The sequence below is a fragment of the Actinomadura sediminis genome (assembly GCF_042675525.1).
GTDB lineage: Bacteria > Actinomycetota > Actinomycetes > Streptosporangiales > Streptosporangiaceae > Spirillospora > Spirillospora sediminis.
The window spans coordinates 138,612-158,270 of the sequence record NZ_JBHTJA010000004.1; the positions used below are offsets into that span (position 1 = coordinate 138,612).

Consider the following 19,659-nt stretch of genomic DNA (forward strand, 5'->3'; position numbering starts at 1 on the left):
TGGGTGTTCTCCGAGCGGTCACGGCAGCGAGTTCAGGAAGGGCTCATGCGCGTTCATGAACTCCCAGCCGTAGTAGCGGTCCCAGTTGATGGACCACGTCATGAGGCCGCGCAGGGCGGGCGACGGCCCGCCGCGCGGCTCGTACGAGCCGCACCGCCGTCCCTCGACCAGGCAGGTCAGCGCCTGCTGCACCTGCGCGGGCGGGGTGTGGCCGTTCCCGGCGCTGACGGCCGCGGGCACCCCGAACGCGATCTGCTCCGGCCGCAGCCCCGGGAACGTGCGACCCGTGTCCGCGACCGTGAAACCGGCCTTGAGCATGTCGGTCATCGCGATGTGGAAGTCCGCGCCGCCCATGTGGTGGTACCGGCCGTCGAGCCCCATGACGGGCCCCGAGTTGTAGTCCTGGACGTGCAGGACGGTCAGCTCGTCGCGCATCGCGTGGATCACCGGCAGGTACGCGCCCGTCCGGTTGTCGCCGGAGCTCGTCCCGCCGTAGAACTGGTGCCCGACCTGCACGAAGAACGTCTCGGGCGCCATCGTCAGCACGAAGCCGTCGCCGTACTTCGCCGTCAGCTCCTCCAGCGCGGAGACGAGGTTGACGATCACGGGCGTCGTCGGGTTCCGGAAGTCGGAGTCGCCCTTGTCGAGGTAGAGCGAATGCCCCTCGAAGTCGATGTCGAGGCCGTCCAGCCCGTACCGGTCGATGATCGCCGACACCGACCGGACGAACGCGTCCCGCGCCGCCGCCGTCGTCAGCCGCACCTGCCCGTTCTGGCCGCCGATCGACAGCAGCACCTTCTTCCCCCGCGCCTGCTTCGCCCGGATCGCCGCCGCGAACTCGGCGTCGCTCTCGACGTCCGGGCACTCGCTCACCGGGCACCGCTCGAACCGGATGTCGCCGGACGTCGGCGTCGTCGGCTCCCCGAACGCCAGGTTCACGACGTCCCAGGCGTCCGGCACGTCCGCCATCCGCACGTAACCGGACCCGTTCGCGAAGCTCGCGTGCAGGTACCCGATGAGCGCGTGCTTCGGCAGGCCCACGTCCGCGCATCCCTCCGTCGTCCCGGTCACGGTCGCGGACCGCCCCGACTCGCCCGCGTCGTTGTACGCGGCGACCGCGTACGTGTGCGTGCTGCACGCGTCCAGGCCGGTGAGGGTCGCGGACGTCCCCGTCACGGTCGCGCGGACGTCCGACCCCTCGTACACGCGGTAGCCCGCGGCGCCGTCGACGGCGTCCCAGGCAAGCTCGATCGAGCCGCCGGTGACGGCGCCGAGCCGCACGGCCCCCGGGGCGGCCGGGACGCCCGGCGACGGGCCGCCCGGACCGTCCAGTTCGACATCGTCCGCGAGGTACGTCCCGGCCCCGTACCAGCCGTGCAGGTAAACCTCCGCCTCCGTCTGCGCGGGGCCGGTGGTGAACGACACCGACAGCTTCGTGTACCCGGCCGCGGAGGGCGTCCACGTGCGTCCGCCGCCGGTCACGCCCAGGTGCACGTAGTCGCCGCGCACCCACGCCGACAGCGTGTACGCCGTGTCCGGACGCACCCGCACCGTCTGCGCGCACCGCCCGTTGTCGCCCGCCGTGACGCCGCCCGCCAGCGCGGACGCGCCCGTCCGCGCCGTGCCGGCGACCGACGCGCCGCCCGAGCACGTCCAGCCGGCCAGCCCCTGCTCGAACCCGCCGTTGGCCAGGACGTTCGCCGCGTGCGCGGGCGGGGCGGCGACCAGCAGGCCCGCCACCAGGGCGCCCGCGAAGAGAACACTCCTCATGACGTCCCCCTACGGCAGCGTGTCGAGGTGGGCGCCGACCGTCCGGGCGAACCCGCCGCCGTTCGTGACGTCCCAGTTGATCGACCACGTCATCGCGCCCCGGATGTCCGGGTACGTCCGCGCGGGCCGGAACGAGCCGCAGCCCGTCCCGCGCGCGAGGCAGTCGAGCGCGTCCGTCACCGTCGACGGCGCGACCACCCCGCCGCCCGCCGCGCCCGGCCCCGCGGGCAGCCCGAGCGCCACCTGGTCCGCGCGCAGCCCGTTCTCCAGCTGGATGCAGGCCAGCGCGGTCATGAAGTCGACCGACCCCTGCGCGTAGACGCCCTGGTCGCAGCCCAGCATCGAGCCCGAGTTGTAGTACTGCATGTGGACGACCGTCAGGATGTCCTTGATGGCGAGCGCGAGCCGGAAGTACGACCCGCCCGTCGACTGCATGTCGATCGTCTGCGGCGCCATCGTGATGATCAGGTCGCTCCCCGCCTTCGCCCGCAGCGCCCGCAGCGCCTGCGCCATGTACGTCGGGTTCAGCCCGTTCTCCAGGTCGATGTCGACGCCGTCGAACCCGTACTCGCGCATCACCCCGAACACCGAGTCCGCGAAGAGCGCCGCGGCGGCCGCACTGTCCACCCGCACCGTGCCCTTCTCGCCGCCGACCGACAGGATCACCTTCTTCCCGCGCGCCTGCAGCGCGGCGACGTCCGCCTTGAACTGCGCGTCCGTGTACCCCCCGACGGCCCGCGACAGCCCCGGGTCGACGCCGAACACGACCTCGCCCGCCCGCGCCGTGGCCTCACCGAACGCGACCGCGACGAGGTCGTACTCGTCCGGCGTCTGCGACAGCTTCAATTCCTGCGCGGGGTTCTCGAAGTTGTGCCAGTAGCCCGTCAGGAAGTGCCTCGGCAGCGGCCCGGTCGCGCACCCCGTGGTCGTCCCCGTGACCTCGCTCCCGGCCGACTCGCCCTCGGCGTCGAACGCCTTGACGGTGAACGTGTGCGTCGTGCAGGGCTCCAGCCCCCCGATCGTCGCGGACGTCCCGGTCACGGTCGTCCGCACGTCCGTCCCCGCGTACACCCGGTACCCGTCGGGTTCCCCGGTGCTCGCCGTCCACGACAGCGTCAGCGAGGTGTCGGTGCGCCCGGTGACCCGCGGCGTCCCCGGAGCCCCGGGCCCGCCGCCGCCCGGCGCCCCCGTGCACGGGCTCCCGTTGAACGTGCAGTTCAGCGGAGCCCCGGGGCCGGAGCCGAGGAACCCGAACGACACGGTCCCGCCCGGCGGGATCGTCGCGTTCCACCCCCGGTCGGTGAACGTGTGGTGGTTCCCGTCGCGGGCCAGCGACGCGTCCCAGAACGAGCCGACGCTCGTCCCGGCGGGCAGGTCGAACTCGACCCGCCACCCGTCGATCGCGGCGGCGGACCCGTTCGTCAAGGTGAACCGGGCCTGCCAGCCCGAGCCCCAGTCGGCGGTCTTCTCGAACGTCGCCGCCGGCGCGGCGGCGGCCAGCGCGGGCGGCGGAACCAGCAGGACGAGCAGCAGCGCGGCGAGAACGCCGGCGAACGAACGCGTGCGCAAGAGAAACTCCAAGGCGCGGATAGGGAGCTGACGGACGTTCCCCCGAACCCCGAAGCGATCGCGATCTAATAGGAAGGTTTCCTAATTGGTGGCACGTTAACCACGAGTTCGCCGACCGACAACCCCCGAACTCCGCATCCTCCGGGCCCTCCGCCAACCACCGCAGCTAGCCGCCCGAACCACCGCCGCCCGCCGGGCAACATCGGCGAGGATTGCCGAACGGCCGCCCCTGCCGTCGGCAAGCGACGCCAACCCGGAGGTTGAGCGCCCGCCGCCACCGGCCCATTCGCCGTGCACTCCGTCCGGACGTCCCCCGGGGGCGGGCTCCTGCTCGGGGGCGGTGGCGACGCGTGATCCGGCTGGTCAGGTCGGTTTGCGGGCGGTGATGCCGAGGCCCGCGCCCGGTTCGGTGGTCCGATCCCCGGGGCGCGGGTCGAGGACGCGGACGGCCCACCGGATGCTGACGGGCGCCCGTCCGTCAGCGCCGCTTGGCGACACCTTGGGGCGGGGCGCACGCTGCCGTTGCGTCCTGCGGGAACAGTCCGGCAAACGTCGCATATCGGGAGGAACCGTGAGTGAGCCGACCGGACGGGACGAACTCATCGCGGGGCTGCAGGGGGAGCGGGCCAAGCGGTTCGAGCGGGAGATCACCGACGAGCGCCACCGGGAGGAGCTGCGGTGGGCGCACCGGCTGGGGCTGCCCCCGGCCGACTCGATCGAGGACGAGGAGCGGGCGTCCACGTTCCAGCGGGGCGAGCTGCCGCACTTCTCCGGGATCACCACGTTCCTCAAGGCCCCGTACCTCGAGGACGTCCGCGCGGTGGGCGAGCACGAGGTCGCGGTCGTGGGCGCGCCGCTCGACACCGGGACCACGTACCGTCCCGGGCCGCGTTTCGGGCCGCAGGGCATGCGGCACATCTCCGCCCTCTACACCCCGTACTACTACGAGATGGGCGTCGATCTGCGCGAGCAGCTCTCGATGGTGGACGTCGGCGACGTCTTCGTCACCCCGGCCAACATCGAGAAGGCGTTCGACCAGATCACCAAGGGCGTCGAGCACCTGGTGGGGGAGGGCGTCTTCCCGGTCGTCCTGGGCGGTGACCACTCGATCGGGTTCCCGACGGCGCGGGGGGTGATGAACGCGTTCGGGCGCAAGATCGGCGTCATCCACTTCGACCGCCACCTCGACACCCAGCGTCGCGACCTGGACGAGCGCATGCACACGACGCCGTACTACTGGGCGGCGCACGAGCTGCACTTCGACATGGGCAACCTCGTCCAGATCGGGATCGGCGGGTGGCAGGTGCCGCGCGCGGGCGTCGCGGAGGCGCGCGACGGCGGCTCGGTGGTGATCACCGTCGAGGACGTGGAGCGGCTCGGCGTCGACCGGGTCGCCGAGCTGGCCCTCGAGGTCGCGTGGGGCGGCGGCGCGGAGGGGGTGTACCTGTCGTTCGACATCGACGCCGTCGACCCGGGCTTCGCGCCCGGCACCGGCTGGCCGGAGCCGGGCGGGCTGTACCCGCGCGAGGTGCTGAAGCTGGTCCGCCGGTTCGCCGCCGAGGGCCTGCTCGGCATGGAGGTCGTCGAGGTGTCGCCGCCCTACGACGTGTCGGACGTGACGAGCCTGCTGGGCGTCCGGCTGGTCTGCGAGGTGCTCGCGGCGAGCGTCGGCGCGGGCCGCCTCGGCCGGGGCCGGGACGGCCGCCCGCGCACCGGCGGCCGGGGGCGGGACGGCCGCCCGGACCCCGGGCCCGCCGACGCGTCGTAGCCCGGCCGCCGGTGGGCGATCGTCGCCGCGGTGCCCGGTTTCGTCGCGGACGGGCGCCCTACGCGGGCGCGGCCTCGCCGTCGCCGGCCGCGACGGGGGTGGGGAACGGCACGGAGACGTTCCCTTCCGTCATCAGCCTGCCGAACATCTGCTGGAGCGCGTCGCCGTCGTTGAGGTGCGGGAACGGCTCGTCCGGGGCCTCGACGCCGAGGAACGCGCACAGCGGGTCCCAGCCTTCGCGGACGTCGAACACCAGGAGCCGGTCCGCGGGCAGGCCCGCCCGGACGGTCTCGACGTACCGTTCGAAGGCCGCGGCGGCGGTGTCCTCGTCGGGCACGCCGGACTCCGGGTCCCAGTCGGGGCCGAAGAGGTCGCGCCCGTGCCGGTCCAGGATGGGCCGCATCTGCTGCATGGCTTCCGCGACGGGCCGCGCGGCCTCGGGGAGGTCCTCCGCGGCCGTCAGGGCGGGCCCGTTCGTCATCAGGTTGCTGAAGCTGGCGTGCCAGCGGCGCGGGTCGCGGACGGTCAGCACGACCTTCGCCTCCGGGTAGGCGTCGGCGAGCTCGCGCCAGAAGCCGCTGGACGGCCAGTCCTGGGCGGACGCGTACCCGTCCAGCACCCGGTCCCAGTCGACGGGCCCGCCGTCGGCGGCCGGGAGCCAGCGTTCGGCCTGCGCCGGATTCGTGAGGATCTCGAACATGTGGTGGCAGGGCCCGAGCCCGAGCCGTTCCAGGGCCGCCTTCATCGACGTCGTTCCCGTTCGCGGCAGTCCCGCACCGATGACCTTGAGCATGCTGACGCCTCTCACCCTCGGTAGGCACGCGCCGCCCCGCGCCGGGTCCCGCGGCCCCGAGGAGCACGCATCGGGCGGCACTCGATCGACGCTAGATCACCTTTCCGGAAAGCTCAATGTTCCGAATCGTGTTCGCGCCGGAATGATCAGGTATTGCCTATTTTGACTGGTGGACAAGGGGAGGGTGTTCGACATCACGAAAAAGTGTTCGAGTAATCCATGTGACTTTAGTAGGTATCTGCCCGGGGTCGGGCGGCCGTGCCGATACGGGCGGTGCGGCTACCGGTCGGGCCCGCGGGTCACATACCGTGGCCGATGCGGGGACGACCCCCTCATCGCGGCCGGATGGAGGACCGGGCATGGCCAGACACGTCAGGCGCGGCGTGGCGCTCGTCGTCGGCGCACTGTTGGCGCTGACCGGCGTCGCGCTGCTCGTCCTGCCCGGCCCCGGGCTGCTGCTGGTGCTGGCGGGCCTGCTCGTGCTCGCCCGCGAGTTCCCGGTGGTCCAGCGCTACGTCGACCCGGTCCGCGAGGCCGCACTGCGGGCGGCGGCGGAGAGCGTGTCGTCCCCGTGGCGCATCGCGGGGTCGGCCCTCACGGCGGCGGCGCTGTTCGGCGCCGGCGTGGCGTGGGGCCTCGTCGACAGGCTCCCGTTCAGCGGCTGGGGCACGGGTTCGGGCCTGATCCTGTCCGGGTTCATCCTCGTGGGGCTGCTGGTCTGGAGTCACCGCCGGGTCAAGGTCGCGGCCCTCGCCGAGCCGGCCCGGCCGGCCGTCCCCGACGACGCCCGCTGACCGCTATCGGCGCGGATCGCCGGGGGCGCCCCCGGCGATCCGCGCCGCCCGGCCCCGCCCGTCAGCGGACGGCGTAGGCGCCGATCAGCGTCTGGTCGAGCACCCCCGGGACCGTCGCCCGGAGCGACACCGCGCCGGACGACGGGTTCCTGATCACCGCGCGCCAGGCGCCGCCCGCCTCCGCGACGCGGACCGCGCGCCACGTGCGCCCGTCGTCGTGGGACACGTGCAGCGCCGGGGCCCGCGTCGTGCCCTCGACGTCCAGCGTGATCGGCTGCGGGGCGCCGGCCCGGGCACGGTTCCGGATGTCGAGCGGGGTCTTGACGCGGAGGTACGGCAGCGCCACCGGTTCACGGTCGCGGACCGTGAACCGCACCTCGCTGCGGATCGCCGACGCGCGGTCGGCCCACGGTGCCTTCCGGTCGGCGTCCACGACGAGCGTGTACTCGCCGGGCGGCGGCGCGGACCAGTCGTGCGCGACGCCCGGCCGGTCGCTGCGGTACACCTCGCGGCCCTCCGCGTCCAGGAGCCGCGAGGTTCCGGTCGTCCCGGCGTAGGGCGCGAGATGGCTCGTGCTGTCCCACGTGGACAGGAGCCGGACGGCGATGCTCGGCTCGCCGCCCGCGGTGCTCCAGATCGCCGTGCTCGGGCCGGGCGCGAACGGTCCGATGTGCCAGTCGTGCTCGTACCGGCCCGGGTGCCGCGGCGTCACCATGCGGGAGCGTTCGACGAACTCCCCGAACGCGCAGTCGGGCGTGGTGATCGCGGAGTCGAGCGCCCAGGTGAAGCCGGGGGAGAAGTACTCGGTGCGGACGGTCGGCAGCGCGCCCGCGCCGACGTAGTAGCCGATCCGGAAGCCCGTTCCCCATTCGACCCCGTAGTGGCCGCCGCCGCAGGCCGCCCCGCCCGCCGTGCCGTACCGGGTGCGGTAGGCCGCGAGCGTCCCGGTCCGGACGGTCGCGGGGAACGGGTCCGCGACGCGGCCCTCGACGACGTTTGCGAGACCGTAGACGTAGGGGCTGCCGTCCGCGGCGCCGCCCTCGGTCAGGTACGCCTGGGCGCGCAGTGTCAGGCCGTCCGCCGGCGCCGTCGGCACGACGTACAGCTCCCGGTCGCCCCAGGTGCTCGCGAGCGGCAGCGTCTCGCCGCCGATGCGCTGCGCCACCTCGACGGACGCGGTCAGCAGCGCGGCGCCCGCCCGGTCGACGCGGGGAAGGACGCGCACCCCCGCGCGGGCGTCGAGGGCGAGGTCGCCGGGACGGACGTCCGGCAGGTGCACCAGCGTCGTCGACTCGCCGGTCCGGACCTGCGCGGTCACCGCGTACCGGCCGTCCGGGACCACGCCCTCCAGGTACCCGTCGGTGACCTCGGCCCCGAACCCCGGTGAGCCGTCCAGCGGGATCAGGGTGACGTAGGTGGCCGCGGGCGCCCGCCCCTCGCGGTCGATCACCCGGATGCGGACCGGCACCCCGGCGGCGGCCCGGAGGGCCGTGAGCGGGCGGACGTCCGGCCGCCGCGGCGTCCCCGCGGTCTTCGGCGCGCGGTAGCCGTCCTTCGGCACGGCGGGCGTCGCGGCGGGCGCGGGCGCGGGCCGCGCCGGCGCGGCCTGGGCGGGGGCGGCCGCCCCGGTCATGACCAGGGCGGCCGCCGCGAGGGCCGGAACGATCTTCTTCGTCGGCAAGTGTGCCTCCTGTGGGGGAGAATTCCACCGACTGTTGCCCGATGCCCGCGGCGGCGTTGCATCGGCCGGACGCGACCGGGAAGGTCATCGGCGGCGATCCCGACCTCTGATACAAAGGTCGCAAATCGTCGCAGAGTGCCGGGAGGCCATCGTGGACGCCGAGAAGCTGCGGACCCTGTTCGACCTGACCGGACGCGTCGCGATCGTCACCGGCGGCACCCGCGGCATCGGACGGGCGATCGCCGAGGGCTTCGTCGCCGCCGGCGCGAGCGTCGTCGTCGCGAGCCGCAAACCCGGACCCTGCGCGGAGACCGAGGCGCACCTGAAGGCGATGGGCGGCGCGGCCCTCGGTGTCCCGACCCACCTCGGCGACCTCGCCGCCCTGGACGCCCTGGTCGCCCGCACCGCCGACACGTTCGGCCGCCTCGACATCGTCGTCAACAACGCCGCGAACCCGCTCGCCCAGCCGATCGGCGGCCTCACCCCCGAGGCGTTCGCGAAGTCGCAGGACGTCAACGTCCGCGGCCCCGTGTTCCTCGTCCAGCGCGCCCTCGAGCACCTCACCGAGAGCCCGTGCGCGGCCGTCCTCAACGTCATCTCCGCGGGCGCGTTCATGTGGTCGCCGGGCGTCGCCATGTACGCCGCCGCGAAGGCCGCGATGGCCTCCTACACCCGCTCGATGGCCGCCGAGTTCGCCCCGCGCGGCATCCGCGTCAACGCGCTCGCGCCCGGCACCGTCGACACCCTCATGGTCCGCAACAACCCGCCCGAGGTGCAGGAGGCGATGGCCGGCGCCGCCCTGCAGAACCGCATGGCCGACCCCGACGAGATGGTCGGCCCCGCCCTGTTCCTCGCCTCCGACGCCGCGAGCTTCGTCACCGGCCAGGTCCTCCTCGCCGACGGCGGCCTCGTCCCCCGCTGACCCCGCCACCCGGGTTCAGGCGTGCAGAAGTGTTCGCCTCAGCTCCTCGACGATCGGCGCTGGCTCGTCGGCCGCGAGGCGTCCGAGCACGTCCGGCACGTTGACGGCCACGCACGTCACTTGGGCGGCAGCGGTGCCGTCATGCCGGTGCAGCCGGAGGCTCTCGGGCGGCACGTCACGGTCGCTCGCGTACAGGACGTAGGCGGTGGGCGGCCCGGCGCCGTCCGAGCCGCTCAGCGCGTGGGCGTACGCGAAGCTCTGAAACAGGTCCGAGGTCTGGATCTTCCGGTCCGCGTAGAGCTTGTACTTCGCGTCGACGGACCGCCGCCAGGCCGATGACCCATGCCCGCGGACGAGCTGGACATCCGGCTTGATGGGGGCGTAGGCCTTGCCGTCCGCGGTCACGACGGCCCGCGTCAGCGTCTTTTGAGGGAGGACGTCGACGCCGGTGCCCGTCGCCGCGTCCCGCAGCAGCCGGGTGACGAACCTCTCGAAGAGCGCGTTCATGTCGACCATGAACGCACGCGTCACCGGGCCGTGGCTCGCGTAGAGATCGGAGAACGCGGCCCGCCCGAAGAGCATGAGCGCCCAGCGGTGGGCTTCACGGTAATGCTCGTTCGCCCGGTGATAGACGAGCCGTTCCGCGGCCGCGCGCACGTCGAAGTCGCGCGTGCTGCACACCTCGGCGAAGTCGGCGGCGAGGCGGCGGGCGTCCCGCCGCACGCCCGGGTCGGTGACCGTCCGGGCGGCGAGCTGCAGCGCGGCGGCGCACAGCCGGTTGTCAAGTATGTCGCCGCTGCGCTCGTCGTAGCGGCACTCCAGCCGGTCGAGCCGACCGAAGCGCCGCATGACCTGACGGTCCGCCAGCAGCCGGCCGCGGACGGTGGGCAGGTCCTCCTCACGGCGCAGGTAGTCGCGGCGCAACCCGTGCCGAAGCAGTCCACCGGTCTCGCGCGTCAGCAAGAGGCAGACCAGGTCGCGGAGGTCGAGGCCCTGCCCGAGGACCTGCGGCGTCTTCAGGTCTCGGAGGGCGTCGAGCCCGGCCGAGTAGTCGATCATCCGTAGAACGGCGAGCTCTTCGCCTTTGAGCTTCGGCCGGACGCGGACGGTCGCGCAATCGAGTTCGACGACGCCGACGTGCGGGCCCGCTGTCACCTCGAGGACGTCGCCCCGCAACCAGCGCAAGCCGACGCGCCTGGACAGCTCCTCGGAGTCGGCGGCCGCGAGGTCGGCCGCGCTCGGCCTCAGCCCGCCCCGCTGGACGGTGCCGTACTCGTCGACGGTGATGAGCGTCATTGGTCGCCCACGGCCGCGCCGAACTCCGCCGACAGCGCGTCCACGAGCTCGTCGTCGCTCAAGTCGGCGACGGTGTGTCCCCGCACGTCGACGATTCGCTCGCCGAGGAAACGGGCGAGCAGCGAATAGTCGTCGTAGGCGTACTCCTGCAGGAGCGGCATGACCTCGGTGCGGATCACGTCCGCGAGCTCGCCCGGATCGTCGACCGCCTGACCACCGGACAGGAAGAACGAGTGACCGATCTGGCGTTCGCGTCCGAGCTCCGCGACGACGCGCCGGTTGAGTTCCCGCAGCAGCAGCCCGAGGTCCAGATCACCGACCTTCTGCCCGTACAGGACGTCGTCCGCATCGGGCAGCAGCTCGTGGAAGGCGAACCTGCGGCGCAGTGCCGAGTCCAGGAGCCGGATGCTGCGGTCGGCGGTGTTCATGGTGCCGAGAACGCGAACATTGGACGGCACGGCGAAGCGTCGGCCCGTCGGTAGCGTGACGTGCAGGCCGCGCTTGTCCGGTTCGAGCAGGGTGATCAGCTCGCCGAGGATCTTGGGGACGTCGCCGCGGTTGATCTCGTCGATCAGCACCAGGAACGGGCGCTCGGGGGTGCGGGCGGCCTGCTCGCAGACCTTCATGAAGATCCCGTCGCGCAGCGCCAGCCGGAGGCCCTCGCCGCCCGCCCCGTCCGGGCGGTAACCCTCGATGAAGTCCTCGTAGCCGTAGGCGGGATGGAAGGTGACCTGCGTGAGGTGCCCGCGGTCCGTGAGGGCGTCGAGGGCCTGCCGGAACTCCGCCGTCCCGTAGCCCGCGACCGGATCCAGGCCGAGATCGGGCATCTGCGTGGCCAGCCACCACAGCGCGAAACGCAGGCTCGCGTAGGTCTTGCCCGTCCCCGGCGGCCCGTACAGGACAGCCTGGCCCTTCCGAGCCAGGAGTGCGGAGAGTTTCTCGAACAGCGGCTCCGACCGGACGGCCGTGGCGGGGCGCGTCGGTTTCGCCATGCCCGCCGCGATCGTCTTCCACAGGTCCGTCTTCACCTTGGCGACCGTGACGGTGCCCCATGCGTTGTAGGGCTCGGCGAGGGTCTGCTCGTAACTGGTGTCCCAGTCGACGGCCACGGTGTGCCGGTACTCCGCGCGTTCCGGCCGCCACCGGTAGCCGTCCTGGGTGACCGTGCCGACCGCGAGCACCTTGCTCTTGCCCTGATTGGCCACTACCAGATCACCGGGCTGGAGTTGGTAGAGCCGCCACAATTCGTTCGCCTTGGCCGAGATCTTGCTCTTGTGCCCCTTGTAGTGGTCGCCGTACACCTCTTCGAACTTCTGGCGGAACTCGTCCTCGGAGACGAACGTGGTCAGGTCGCCGACGTCGTCCCAGCCGACGCAGATGTAGCGGCCGGTCAAGCAGTCGTCCCAGTACTTGGCCTTGTCACCCGGGGCCACTTTGAGGACGGTCGTGCTCGCTGGGCGGGGATCGGCCCAGTCGTACAGGAAGATACCGATTTCGTACGGATGCCACCCGTCGAACCGGACATCGGCCTCCACCAGCTCCTTGAGCCGCCGGTGGGCGGCGAACGCGTCCAGGGAGGAGACGTCGTCCCCCGAAAGGTGATGGACGAACGCACGAACGTGGTCACGGCTGGTGACAGGGAGGATGACGTCGGGGAAGTAGCACGAGACCGCCTTCGCCGTCAGTGCGGGCCCCGAGCGGAGCGCCTCGATGCCGTCGATCTCGGCGATGTCACCGGTCGCGGCGTACCCGAACGCCTCGACGAAACCGGCCCGAACCTTCTCCCACGCTTCCTGTTCGTCGTCGTAGGCGGCGCCGAAGTGCCAAGATTCGTCGCTTTTGCGACGGTAGATCAGGTGCTTGTTGGCGCTTCCGCCCTTCATGCTGCACAGCGCGGTGGTGCCGAACTCCATGGAATAGCAGAACGACTCCTTGGAAACGGGCGTGCCGAGCGCATATCGATCAAGCGGCATGGAGGGCCAGTCGTCCAGCGGAAATCTCGACACCACCTCGTCGATCTCCCGCCTCGTCTGCTCGACGCGCTCGGCGAGGGCATGCCGGTCGAACTCCGCCAGGGCGGTGGAGAGCGGTTTCTTCGGCGGCTGGACACCGCTGATCCCGACCTGCACGAGCGCGCAGGTGCCGCAGACCCTGTCCACCGGGAAGTTCTTACCGTTGAACAGATTCGCGCGCGCGGCGAACTCTCGCCGCTTGTCGGGCTCCTCCGCCGATCCCGATTCCAGGAGGCGCAGCCACAGATCGCCGTCGGTGTCGAAGTAGATCCGCCACCCGTTCTCGGTTCCGGCGATGTGCGTGCAGTCCCGACGATGGTGAAGCGCCGTCCCGCCGCCGGCGGCGCAGATGACCTCGCCGGGTGAGGGGGTCAGTTCGTACAACTGCCCGTCATAGTGCACGATCTTGTGACCGTTGGCCGCTTCCTTCTTAATCGAGACGATCGGCCGCATAGGGATCCTTTTACTTGAGGGGGACGGGATCGACGAGTGTAGTGACCGGCCGCCCTTCAAACCCGTTCATTCCGCTCCCGCCGCCCGGTGGTGGTTGCGGGGCGGTGGTTGCGGGGTGGAGGGCGGGGTAGTAGCGGCGGGGTGACCAACGGCAAGGGATTCGGGGCCGTCCCGTCCGTGCTGCGGAAGGCGGCGGCGGTCGCGGCGTGCTTCCTGGTGATCGCGGTGGCCGTCGGGCTGCTCGTCTACTTCCTCGTCATGCTGGCGCCGCTGACCATGGCGGTCCTCGCCGCGCTGCTGCTGACCGCGCTGATGTCGCCGGTCGCGCGGTGGACGCGGCGGCTGCGGGCGCCCGCGTGGGCGGGGGCGCTCGCCGGGCTGCTCACCCTGCTCGTCGCGGTCGCCGGGCCGGTCGCGCTGGTCACCGGGCAGGCCGCCGACCAGTGGCAGCAGGTGCGGCGGGGGCTCACCGAGGGCCTCGACCGGGCCCGCGACCAGCTCCTCAACGGGCCCCTGCCGATCAACGAGCGGCAGCTCAACAACATCGTCGACGGGATCACCCGGGCCGCGCAGCGGTCGTCGCCCAGCCCCGTGGCGGGCGCCAGCATGGCGGCCGAGGTGCTGGCCGCCGCGCTGATCGCCCTGTTCCTGCTGTTCTTCATGCTGAAGGACGGCAGGAAGATGTGGGACTGGATCGTGGGTCTCGTGCCCGAAGAGCGCCGCGCGAAGATCGACGCGGCCGGACGGGCCGGGTGGCGGGCCCTCGTGTCGTACGTGCACGGCATCGTCGTGATCGCGCTGGTGGACGCGATCGGCATCGGGCTCGCGCTCGTCCTGATCGGCGTGCCGTTCGCGCTGCCGCTGACGCTGCTGACCTTCGTCGCCGCGTTCGTCCCGATCGCGGGCGCGATCATCGCGGGCGCGGCGGCGGTGCTCATCGCGTTCGTCGGCGGCGGGGTCACCGACGCGCTGCTCGTGCTCGCGGCGGTGCTCGTCGTCCAGCAGGCCGAGAGCCACCTGCTGCAACCGCTCATCATGGGGCGGACGCTGCACCTGCATCCGGTCGTGATCATCATGGCGGTCACGGCCGGGACCCTGCTGGCGGGCATCGCGGGCGCCGTGATCGCCGTCCCGGTCGTCGCGGTCGTCTACCGCGTGACGTCCGTCCTGACGGGCCGCGACGGGCCTACCGAACGGGAGTCGCCGCGGGAGGCGTGAGCGCGCGCTTGAGGATCTTGCCGGTGGGGCCCGTGGGCAGCTCGTCCAGGAACTTGATCACCCGCGGGTACTTGTACGCGGCGACGCGCTCGCGCACCCACGCGCGCAGCTCGTCGGCGCCCGCCGGGGCGCGCAGCGACACCACCGCGGCGATCTCCTCGCCGACCTCCGGGTGCGGGACGCCGACGACTGCCGCCTGCCGCACCGCCGGATGCTCGTACAGCACCTCCTCGACCTCCCGCGGGTACACGGTGTACCCGGCGCGGATGATCACGTCGCGGCGGCGGTCGACGAGGTAGAAGACGCCGTCGCCGTCGGTGCGGCCGAGGTCGCCGGTGTGGAACCAGCCGTCGCGGATCGCCTCCGCGGTGGCCGCGGGATTGTTCCAGTAGCCCTTCATCACGTTCGGGCCGCGCACGACGATCTCGCCGATCTCGCCGTGCGGGAGCTCGCGGCCGTCGTCGCCGACCACCCGCATCCGCACCCCGTGGATCGGGCGGCCGATGGAGCCGGGCCGGCGGTCCGCCCCGCCCCGGTTGGACGCCGCCAGCGGCGACGTCTCGCTCATCCCGTAGCCCTCGATGATCCGGCAGCCGAGCGCGTCGAACGCGCGCAGGACGTCCAGGGGGAGCGCGGCGCCCCCGGACACGCAGCTCCGCAGCAGCGACATGTCGGACACGGCGGGGTGGTCGAGCAGCGCGATGAACATCGCCGGGACCCCGTGGAACACCGTCACGCCGTCCCGCCTGATCACCTCCAGGGCGCGGGACGCGTCGAACCGGTCCAGCAGCGTGAGCCGGCCGCCCGCGTGGATCGTGGCGTTCAGCGCGCACGTCTGCCCGAACGCGTGGTACAGCGGGAGCGCGCCGAGGACGACGTCGTCGACGCCGAGCCCGTGCATCCGCGCGACCGTCGCGGCGTTGCCGCCGAGGTTGGCGTGCGTCAGCTCGATGCCCTTCGTCGGCCCGGTCGTCCCCGCGCTGTAGAGCAGCACCGCGGTGTCGCCGGCGGCGGTGGCGGCGACGTCCTCGGCGGGCGGCACGCCGCGCAGCAGCCGGCCCCACTCGCCCGGCACCACGAACATGTAGTCGGTGCGGGTGCCGGCCGTGCCCGCCTCGACGGTCTCCGCGTACGCGTGCCAGGCGATCACCAGCCGGGCCGCGCAGTCGCCCAGGTACGCGGCGACCTCCCGCCGCTTCAGCAGCGGATCGAGCGGGACGACCACCGCCCCGATCCGCAGGATGCCGTAGTAGACGACGGCGAACTCGGGCACGTTGGGGAGCATCACCGCGACCCGGTCGCCCGGCCTGATCCCGCGCCGCCGCAGCAGCGCGCCCGTCCGCGCGCTCCGCAGCTCCAGCTCGCGGTAGCCGAGCCTCTCCCGGTCGAGCGTGAGGGCCGTGCGCCCGCCGAGCCGTTCGGCGGCGGCCCGGAGCCGCTCAGCGAGATTCATGGGCCGACGGTACGTCGCCGGTCCCGTCCCCCTCATTGGTCGCGGAGACCAGTCTTTCCCGCCCGGGATTGGTGGCCGGGGGCAACACGTCCTGGAGGGCGATCGCGACGAGCAGGTCGACGAGATCCGTGAAGTGCCGGAGGTTGCGCCCGGTCCGTTCCTGGATGCGGCGAAGACGGTACTGCGCGGTGTTGTGGTGGATCTGCAGGCGTTCGGCGGCGGCGCGCAGGTTGAGGTCGGCGGCGGCGAACGCCCGGATCGTCGCGGTCAGCACCCCGCCGCGCATCCGGTCCTCCGCGAGCAGGTCCAGGACGCGCGGGTCGACGAGATGCCGCGCCGTGTCGTCCGCCCGCAGCGCCATGTACTCGAACGGGGAGATCCGCGGCAGCGCCGCGACACCGCCGTCCTCCGGGAGGAACTCCAGCACCGCCCGCGCCTCCTGGAAGGCGCGCGGGATCTCCGCCGTCCCCTCGACGACCGTGCTGATGCCCATCGCGAGCACGATGTCCTCGTCCAGGAGGTCCCGCTGGACGGTCTGGAGCCGGTCGCACAGCTCGCCGGGGTCGCCGCCCGGGCCGAGCGCGGGCACCGCCACGATCTCCGACTGCCGCACGACCGCCAGCGTCCGGTGCCGGCCGACCCCGGTCCGGGCGATCGCCGCGCACGCCGCGTGCCGGGCGTCCGCCTGCGGCTCGCCGCCGACCAGGACGGCCGCGACCACGACCAGCGGCGCCCGCGACTCGGGGTTCAGCCCGTGCGCGTGCGCGGTCGCGAGCTGCGGCCCGCGCGTCGGCGCCTCCCCGGCCAGCAGGAGCTCGACCAGGTCACGGCTCGCCTGGACGCTCTCCGCGGCGGCGTACCGCTGGTACTCCATGTACGCGTTCGCGGCGTGCGTGCTCGCGAAGTCGCAGTACCGCATCAGCGGCGACGCCAGCGTCAGCGCCGCCTCCTGACCGGCGAACGAGCGGCCCGCGTGGGCCACGACCGCCTCCCAGAAGACCTGCTGCCCCACCCGGAAGGCGTTGATGTAGTCGGCCAGCGTGCACCCGGCCTGCGCCCGCCGCATCGACGCGCGGCGGCTGAACGCGATGTCCTCGAACGTGACCGTGCGCTCCTCCAGCAGCACGGCGAGCTTGGTGCGGTAGTGCCGGCCGACCTGCTCGCGGACGTCCGCGAGGAAGCCGTCCGCCCGGTCCGCGTAGGCGGGGATCTCCGCCCGCATGGCGGCGACGGCCCGGTCCGCCAGTTCGTCGACGATGGTGAGGAGTTCGGCGAGGATTCGTGAGCGTTCGGTGCGGACGGTGTCCGCACCGGTGAGCGTTCCCGTGCTGAGGCCACCGGACATGCCCGGATGATTCCTGTCACACCGGGCAGCGTCAACGGCCCGTGACAACTCCGAGACGCACGCTGTTCTTCGCGGACAACTCCCCGGTCCGAGGTTGGGTTCCTCCGCCCAATGTGCGAGGTGAGCGCGGATTTTACGCTGACGGCCCCTGTACGGAACGCGGTTCAGGAGGCCGGATGCTGGAGGTTCGCGAGCTCACCGTCCGCTTCGGCGGCATCACCGCGCTGGGAGGTGTCGGGTTCGCCATCGACCGCGGTGAGATGGTCGGGCTGATCGGGCCGAACGGCGCCGGCAAGACCACCCTGTTCAACTGCCTGACCCGCCGCTACGACGCCGACGGCGGCGCGATCTCCTACGAGGGGCGCGACCTGCTCGCCGTCGCCCCGCACGCCATCGTCGGCCTCGGCATCGCCCGCACCTTCCAGAACCTCGGCCTGTTCCCGCGCATGTCCGTCCGGGACAACGTCCTGGTCGGCGCGCACCACCACGGCCGGGCCGGGTTCGTCGGCGCGAGCCTGCGGCTGCCGTCCGTCCGGCGGGAGGAGGCCCGGCTGCGGGGCGAGGCGGCGGAACTGCTCGAGCGGCTGGAGCTGGCGGACGTCGCCGGGCATCCGGCCGCCGGCCTGCCGTTCGGCACCCTCAAGCGGGTCGAGCTGGCCCGCGCCCTCGCCGCCCGTCCCCGCCTGCTGCTGCTGGACGAGCCCGTCAACGGCCTCAGCCACGGGGAGGTGGGGGAGTTCGCCGACCTCCTGCAGACGATCCGGGACGACTTCGACGTCACCGTCATCGTCGTCGAGCACCACATGGGCTTCGTCATGGGCACCTGCGACCGGGTGGTGTGCCTCGACTTCGGCAAGAAGATCGCCGAGGGCCCGCCCGAGGACGTCCAGCGCGACCCGGCGGTCATCGAGGCGTACCTGGGGGCCGCGGCATGACCGGGCGAACTGACGAGACGAGCGCGACCCGGCCCGAGGAGGCGGCCGCCTTCCTGGCTGTGGACGACCTGCACGCGGGGTACGGCGACGTGCGGGTGTTGCACGGGGTGAGCCTCCGGGTGGGGGAAGGCGAGATCTGCGCCATCCTCGGCCCGAACGGCGCGGGCAAGACGACGCTGCTGCGCGCGCTCTGCGGGATGGTCAAGGGCCGTGGGGGCGTGCGCTTGGACGGGACGTCGCTGGCCGGGTGCTCGCCGGACGCCGTCGCCCGGCGCGGTGTCGCGCACGTGCCGGAGGGGCGCGGCACGTTCGTCCCCCTGACGGTCGAGGAGAACCTGCGGCTCGGGGCGTTCGCGCGCCGCGACCGCGCCGCCGTCCAGTCCGACCTGGAGCGCGTGTACGGCCACTTCCCGGTGCTGCGGGAACGGGTCGGGCAGGCCGCCGGGAGCCTCAGCGGCGGCGAGCAGCAGATGCTCGCGATCGGCCGCGCGCTCATGTCCCGGCCGCGGCTGCTGCTGCTGGACGAGCCGTCGCTCGGCCTCGCGCCGCTGGTCACCCGGGAGTTGTTCGGCATCGTGCGAGCGATCAACGAGGAGGAACGGACCACCGTGGTCGTCGTGGAGCAGAACGCGCATCTCGCGCTGGGCATCGCCGATCAGGCGCACGTGCTGGAGAGCGGGCGCATCGCGCTGTCGGGGTCGGCGGCGGACATCAGGGCGGACGAGCAGGTCGCGCAGTCCTACCTCGGATACCGGATCTAGCCGTGGCCGACTTCCTGCAGCAGTGCGTCGCCGGGCTGAGCGCCGGCGCCATCTACGCGAGCCTCGCCCTCGCGCTCGTCCTGATCTACCAGTTCACCGGCATCGTCAACTTCGCGCAGGGCGAGCTCGCCATGTTCGCCACGTACATCGCCTGGACGTTCATCGACGCGGGGCTGCCGTTCTGGCTCGCGCTCGTCCTCACGCTCGCGATCTCGTTCGCGGGCGGGATGCTGATCGAACGAGTGATCATCCGGCCGGTCGAGGGCGCCCCCGAGCTGACGATCGTGATCGTCACCGTGGGCCTGTTCATCTTCGTGAACGCCGCCGCCGGATGGATCTGGTCGTTCCTGATCAAGGACTTCCCGAACCCGTTCCCGGACGGCGCGCTGCGGGCGGGCGGCGTCAGCGTCGGCTACGCGACGCTCGGGATCCTCGCCGTCGTCGGCGGGGTGATGGGCCTGCTGTACCTGCTGTTCCGGCACACCAAGATCGGCCTCGGGATGCGCGCGGTCGCGACGAACCCGGAGTCGGCGCGGCTGGTCGGCATCCGGGTCGGGTGGACGCTCGCGCTCGGCTGGGGCCTCGCCGCGATGGTCGGCGCGGTGTCGGGCGTCCTGGTGGCGCCACTGCTGTTCCTGGAGCCGAACATGATGGGCGGCGTCCTCATCTACGCGTTCGCCGCCGCGACCCTCGGCGGTTTCGACAGCCCGCTCGGCGCCGTCGTCGGCGGCCTGATCGTCGGCGTGGCCGAGACCCTCGCGGGCGCCTACGTCGACGCGATCGGCTCCGACCTGAAGATCGGCGTCCCGCTGGCGATCATCCTGGCCGTCCTGCTGCTGCGCCCGCAGGGCCTGTTCGGACGACCGGCGGTGGAACGCGCGTGAGGAGC

At 72.6% G+C, this 19,659-nt stretch carries 15 protein-coding genes; 7 read left to right on the forward strand and 8 right to left on the reverse strand.

Going from position 1 to position 19,659, the window contains the following annotated elements:
* Positions 1–18 precede the first annotated feature (18 nt).
* Together ACFQ11_RS04465 and ACFQ11_RS04470 are read right to left on the reverse strand one after the other, a co-directional pair.
* Entirely contained in the window at positions 19–1,770 is a 1,752-nt protein-coding gene (locus ACFQ11_RS04465) for a chitinase (RefSeq protein WP_378296496.1), read from the reverse strand.
* Positions 1,771–1,779: 9 nt separating this feature from the next.
* Complete coding sequence (locus ACFQ11_RS04470; RefSeq protein ID WP_378296497.1) at positions 1,780–3,339, reverse strand: chitinase; 1,560 nt, start codon at positions 3,337–3,339, stop codon at positions 1,780–1,782.
* Between the two features lie 571 nt (positions 3,340–3,910).
* On the opposite strand from ACFQ11_RS04470, the gene ACFQ11_RS04475 reads away from it, so the two are divergent.
* Positions 3,911–5,107 carry an agmatinase family protein gene (locus ACFQ11_RS04475; protein WP_378296498.1) on the forward strand — a complete coding sequence of 399 codons (1,197 nt, stop codon included), beginning with the start codon at positions 3,911–3,913 and terminating at the stop codon, positions 5,105–5,107.
* A 58-nt stretch (positions 5,108–5,165) separates the two neighbouring features.
* Here the strand turns inward: ACFQ11_RS04475 and ACFQ11_RS04480 are convergent, their stop codons facing one another.
* Entirely contained in the window at positions 5,166–5,900 is a 735-nt protein-coding gene (locus ACFQ11_RS04480; RefSeq protein WP_378296499.1) for a sulfotransferase family protein, read from the reverse strand.
* 359 nt (positions 5,901–6,259) lie between these two features.
* Here ACFQ11_RS04480 and ACFQ11_RS04485 point away from each other — a divergent pair, with 359 nt between their 5' ends.
* Positions 6,260–6,694, forward strand: coding sequence for a PGPGW domain-containing protein (locus tag ACFQ11_RS04485; protein ID WP_378296500.1), 435 nt, complete (start codon positions 6,260–6,262; stop codon positions 6,692–6,694).
* A 61-nt stretch (positions 6,695–6,755) separates the two neighbouring features.
* On the opposite strand, the gene ACFQ11_RS04490 is transcribed toward ACFQ11_RS04485, so the two are convergent.
* Positions 6,756–8,375: a hypothetical protein gene (locus ACFQ11_RS04490; RefSeq protein ID WP_378296501.1), complete on the reverse strand. Its 1,620-nt coding sequence runs from the start codon at positions 8,373–8,375 to the stop codon at positions 6,756–6,758.
* 151 nt (positions 8,376–8,526) lie between these two features.
* Between ACFQ11_RS04490 and ACFQ11_RS04495 the strand changes: the two genes are divergently transcribed.
* Positions 8,527–9,297: an SDR family NAD(P)-dependent oxidoreductase gene (locus ACFQ11_RS04495; protein ID WP_378296502.1), complete on the forward strand. Its 771-nt coding sequence runs from the start codon at positions 8,527–8,529 to the stop codon at positions 9,295–9,297.
* Positions 9,298–9,312: 15 nt separating this feature from the next.
* Here the strand turns inward: ACFQ11_RS04495 and ACFQ11_RS04500 are convergent, their stop codons facing one another.
* Positions 9,313–10,593 carry an McrC family protein gene (locus tag ACFQ11_RS04500; protein ID WP_378296503.1) on the reverse strand — a complete coding sequence of 427 codons (1,281 nt, stop codon included), beginning with the start codon at positions 10,591–10,593 and terminating at the stop codon, positions 9,313–9,315.
* Positions 10,590–13,058 carry an AAA family ATPase gene (locus ACFQ11_RS04505; protein ID WP_378296504.1) on the reverse strand — a complete coding sequence of 823 codons (2,469 nt, stop codon included), beginning with the start codon at positions 13,056–13,058 and terminating at the stop codon, positions 10,590–10,592. Before ACFQ11_RS04505 ends, ACFQ11_RS04500 begins: the two co-directional genes overlap by 4 nt.
* Before the next feature lie 141 nt (positions 13,059–13,199).
* Here ACFQ11_RS04505 and ACFQ11_RS04510 point away from each other — a divergent pair, with 141 nt between their 5' ends.
* Positions 13,200–14,276 carry an AI-2E family transporter gene (locus tag ACFQ11_RS04510; RefSeq protein WP_378296505.1) on the forward strand — a complete coding sequence of 359 codons (1,077 nt, stop codon included), beginning with the start codon at positions 13,200–13,202 and terminating at the stop codon, positions 14,274–14,276.
* Here ACFQ11_RS04510 and ACFQ11_RS04515 read toward each other — a convergent pair.
* Positions 14,245–15,729: a long-chain-fatty-acid--CoA ligase gene (locus tag ACFQ11_RS04515; RefSeq protein ID WP_378296506.1), complete on the reverse strand. Its 1,485-nt coding sequence runs from the start codon at positions 15,727–15,729 to the stop codon at positions 14,245–14,247. The genes ACFQ11_RS04510 and ACFQ11_RS04515 overlap by 32 nt on opposite strands.
* Positions 15,716–17,074: a PucR family transcriptional regulator gene (locus tag ACFQ11_RS04520; RefSeq protein ID WP_378296507.1), complete on the reverse strand. Its 1,359-nt coding sequence runs from the start codon at positions 17,072–17,074 to the stop codon at positions 15,716–15,718. The genes ACFQ11_RS04515 and ACFQ11_RS04520 overlap by 14 nt, the downstream gene beginning before the upstream one ends.
* A gap of 176 nt (positions 17,075–17,250) precedes the next feature.
* Between ACFQ11_RS04520 and ACFQ11_RS04525 the strand changes: the two genes are divergently transcribed.
* The 3 genes from ACFQ11_RS04525 to ACFQ11_RS04535 are packed head-to-tail and all read left to right on the forward strand — an operon-like array spanning position 17,251 to position 19,654.
* Positions 17,251–18,009, forward strand: coding sequence for an ABC transporter ATP-binding protein (locus tag ACFQ11_RS04525; protein ID WP_378296508.1), 759 nt, complete (start codon positions 17,251–17,253; stop codon positions 18,007–18,009).
* Positions 18,006–18,770, forward strand: a complete 765-nt coding sequence (locus ACFQ11_RS04530) for an ABC transporter ATP-binding protein (RefSeq protein ID WP_378296509.1) — start codon at positions 18,006–18,008, stop codon at positions 18,768–18,770. Before ACFQ11_RS04525 ends, ACFQ11_RS04530 begins: the two co-directional genes overlap by 4 nt.
* A 2-nt stretch (positions 18,771–18,772) precedes the next feature.
* On the forward strand, positions 18,773–19,654 hold the full coding sequence (locus ACFQ11_RS04535; RefSeq protein WP_378296510.1) for a branched-chain amino acid ABC transporter permease: 882 nt from the start codon (positions 18,773–18,775) through the stop codon (positions 19,652–19,654).
* The last annotated feature ends 5 nt before the right edge of the window (positions 19,655–19,659 follow it).

Coding starts and splice junctions, on each gene's coding strand:
- ACFQ11_RS04465 (WP_378296496.1), bottom strand. CDS start 1,770: ATGAGGAGTGTTCTCTTCGCGGGCGCCCTGGTGGCGGGCCTGCTGGTC.
- ACFQ11_RS04480 (WP_378296499.1), bottom strand. CDS start 5,900: ATGCTCAAGGTCATCGGTGCGGGACTGCCGCGAACGGGAACGACGTCG.
- ACFQ11_RS04485 (WP_378296500.1), top strand. CDS start 6,260: ATGGCCAGACACGTCAGGCGCGGCGTGGCGCTCGTCGTCGGCGCACTG.
- ACFQ11_RS04500 (WP_378296503.1), bottom strand. CDS start 10,593: ATGACGCTCATCACCGTCGACGAGTACGGCACCGTCCAGCGGGGCGGG.
- ACFQ11_RS04505 (WP_378296504.1), bottom strand. CDS start 13,058: ATGCGGCCGATCGTCTCGATTAAGAAGGAAGCGGCCAACGGTCACAAG.
- ACFQ11_RS04515 (WP_378296506.1), bottom strand. CDS start 15,729: ATGAATCTCGCTGAGCGGCTCCGGGCCGCCGCCGAACGGCTCGGCGGG.
- ACFQ11_RS04520 (WP_378296507.1), bottom strand. CDS start 17,074: ATGTCCGGTGGCCTCAGCACGGGAACGCTCACCGGTGCGGACACCGTC.
- ACFQ11_RS04525 (WP_378296508.1), top strand. CDS start 17,251: ATGCTGGAGGTTCGCGAGCTCACCGTCCGCTTCGGCGGCATCACCGCG.
- ACFQ11_RS04530 (WP_378296509.1), top strand. CDS start 18,006: ATGACCGGGCGAACTGACGAGACGAGCGCGACCCGGCCCGAGGAGGCG.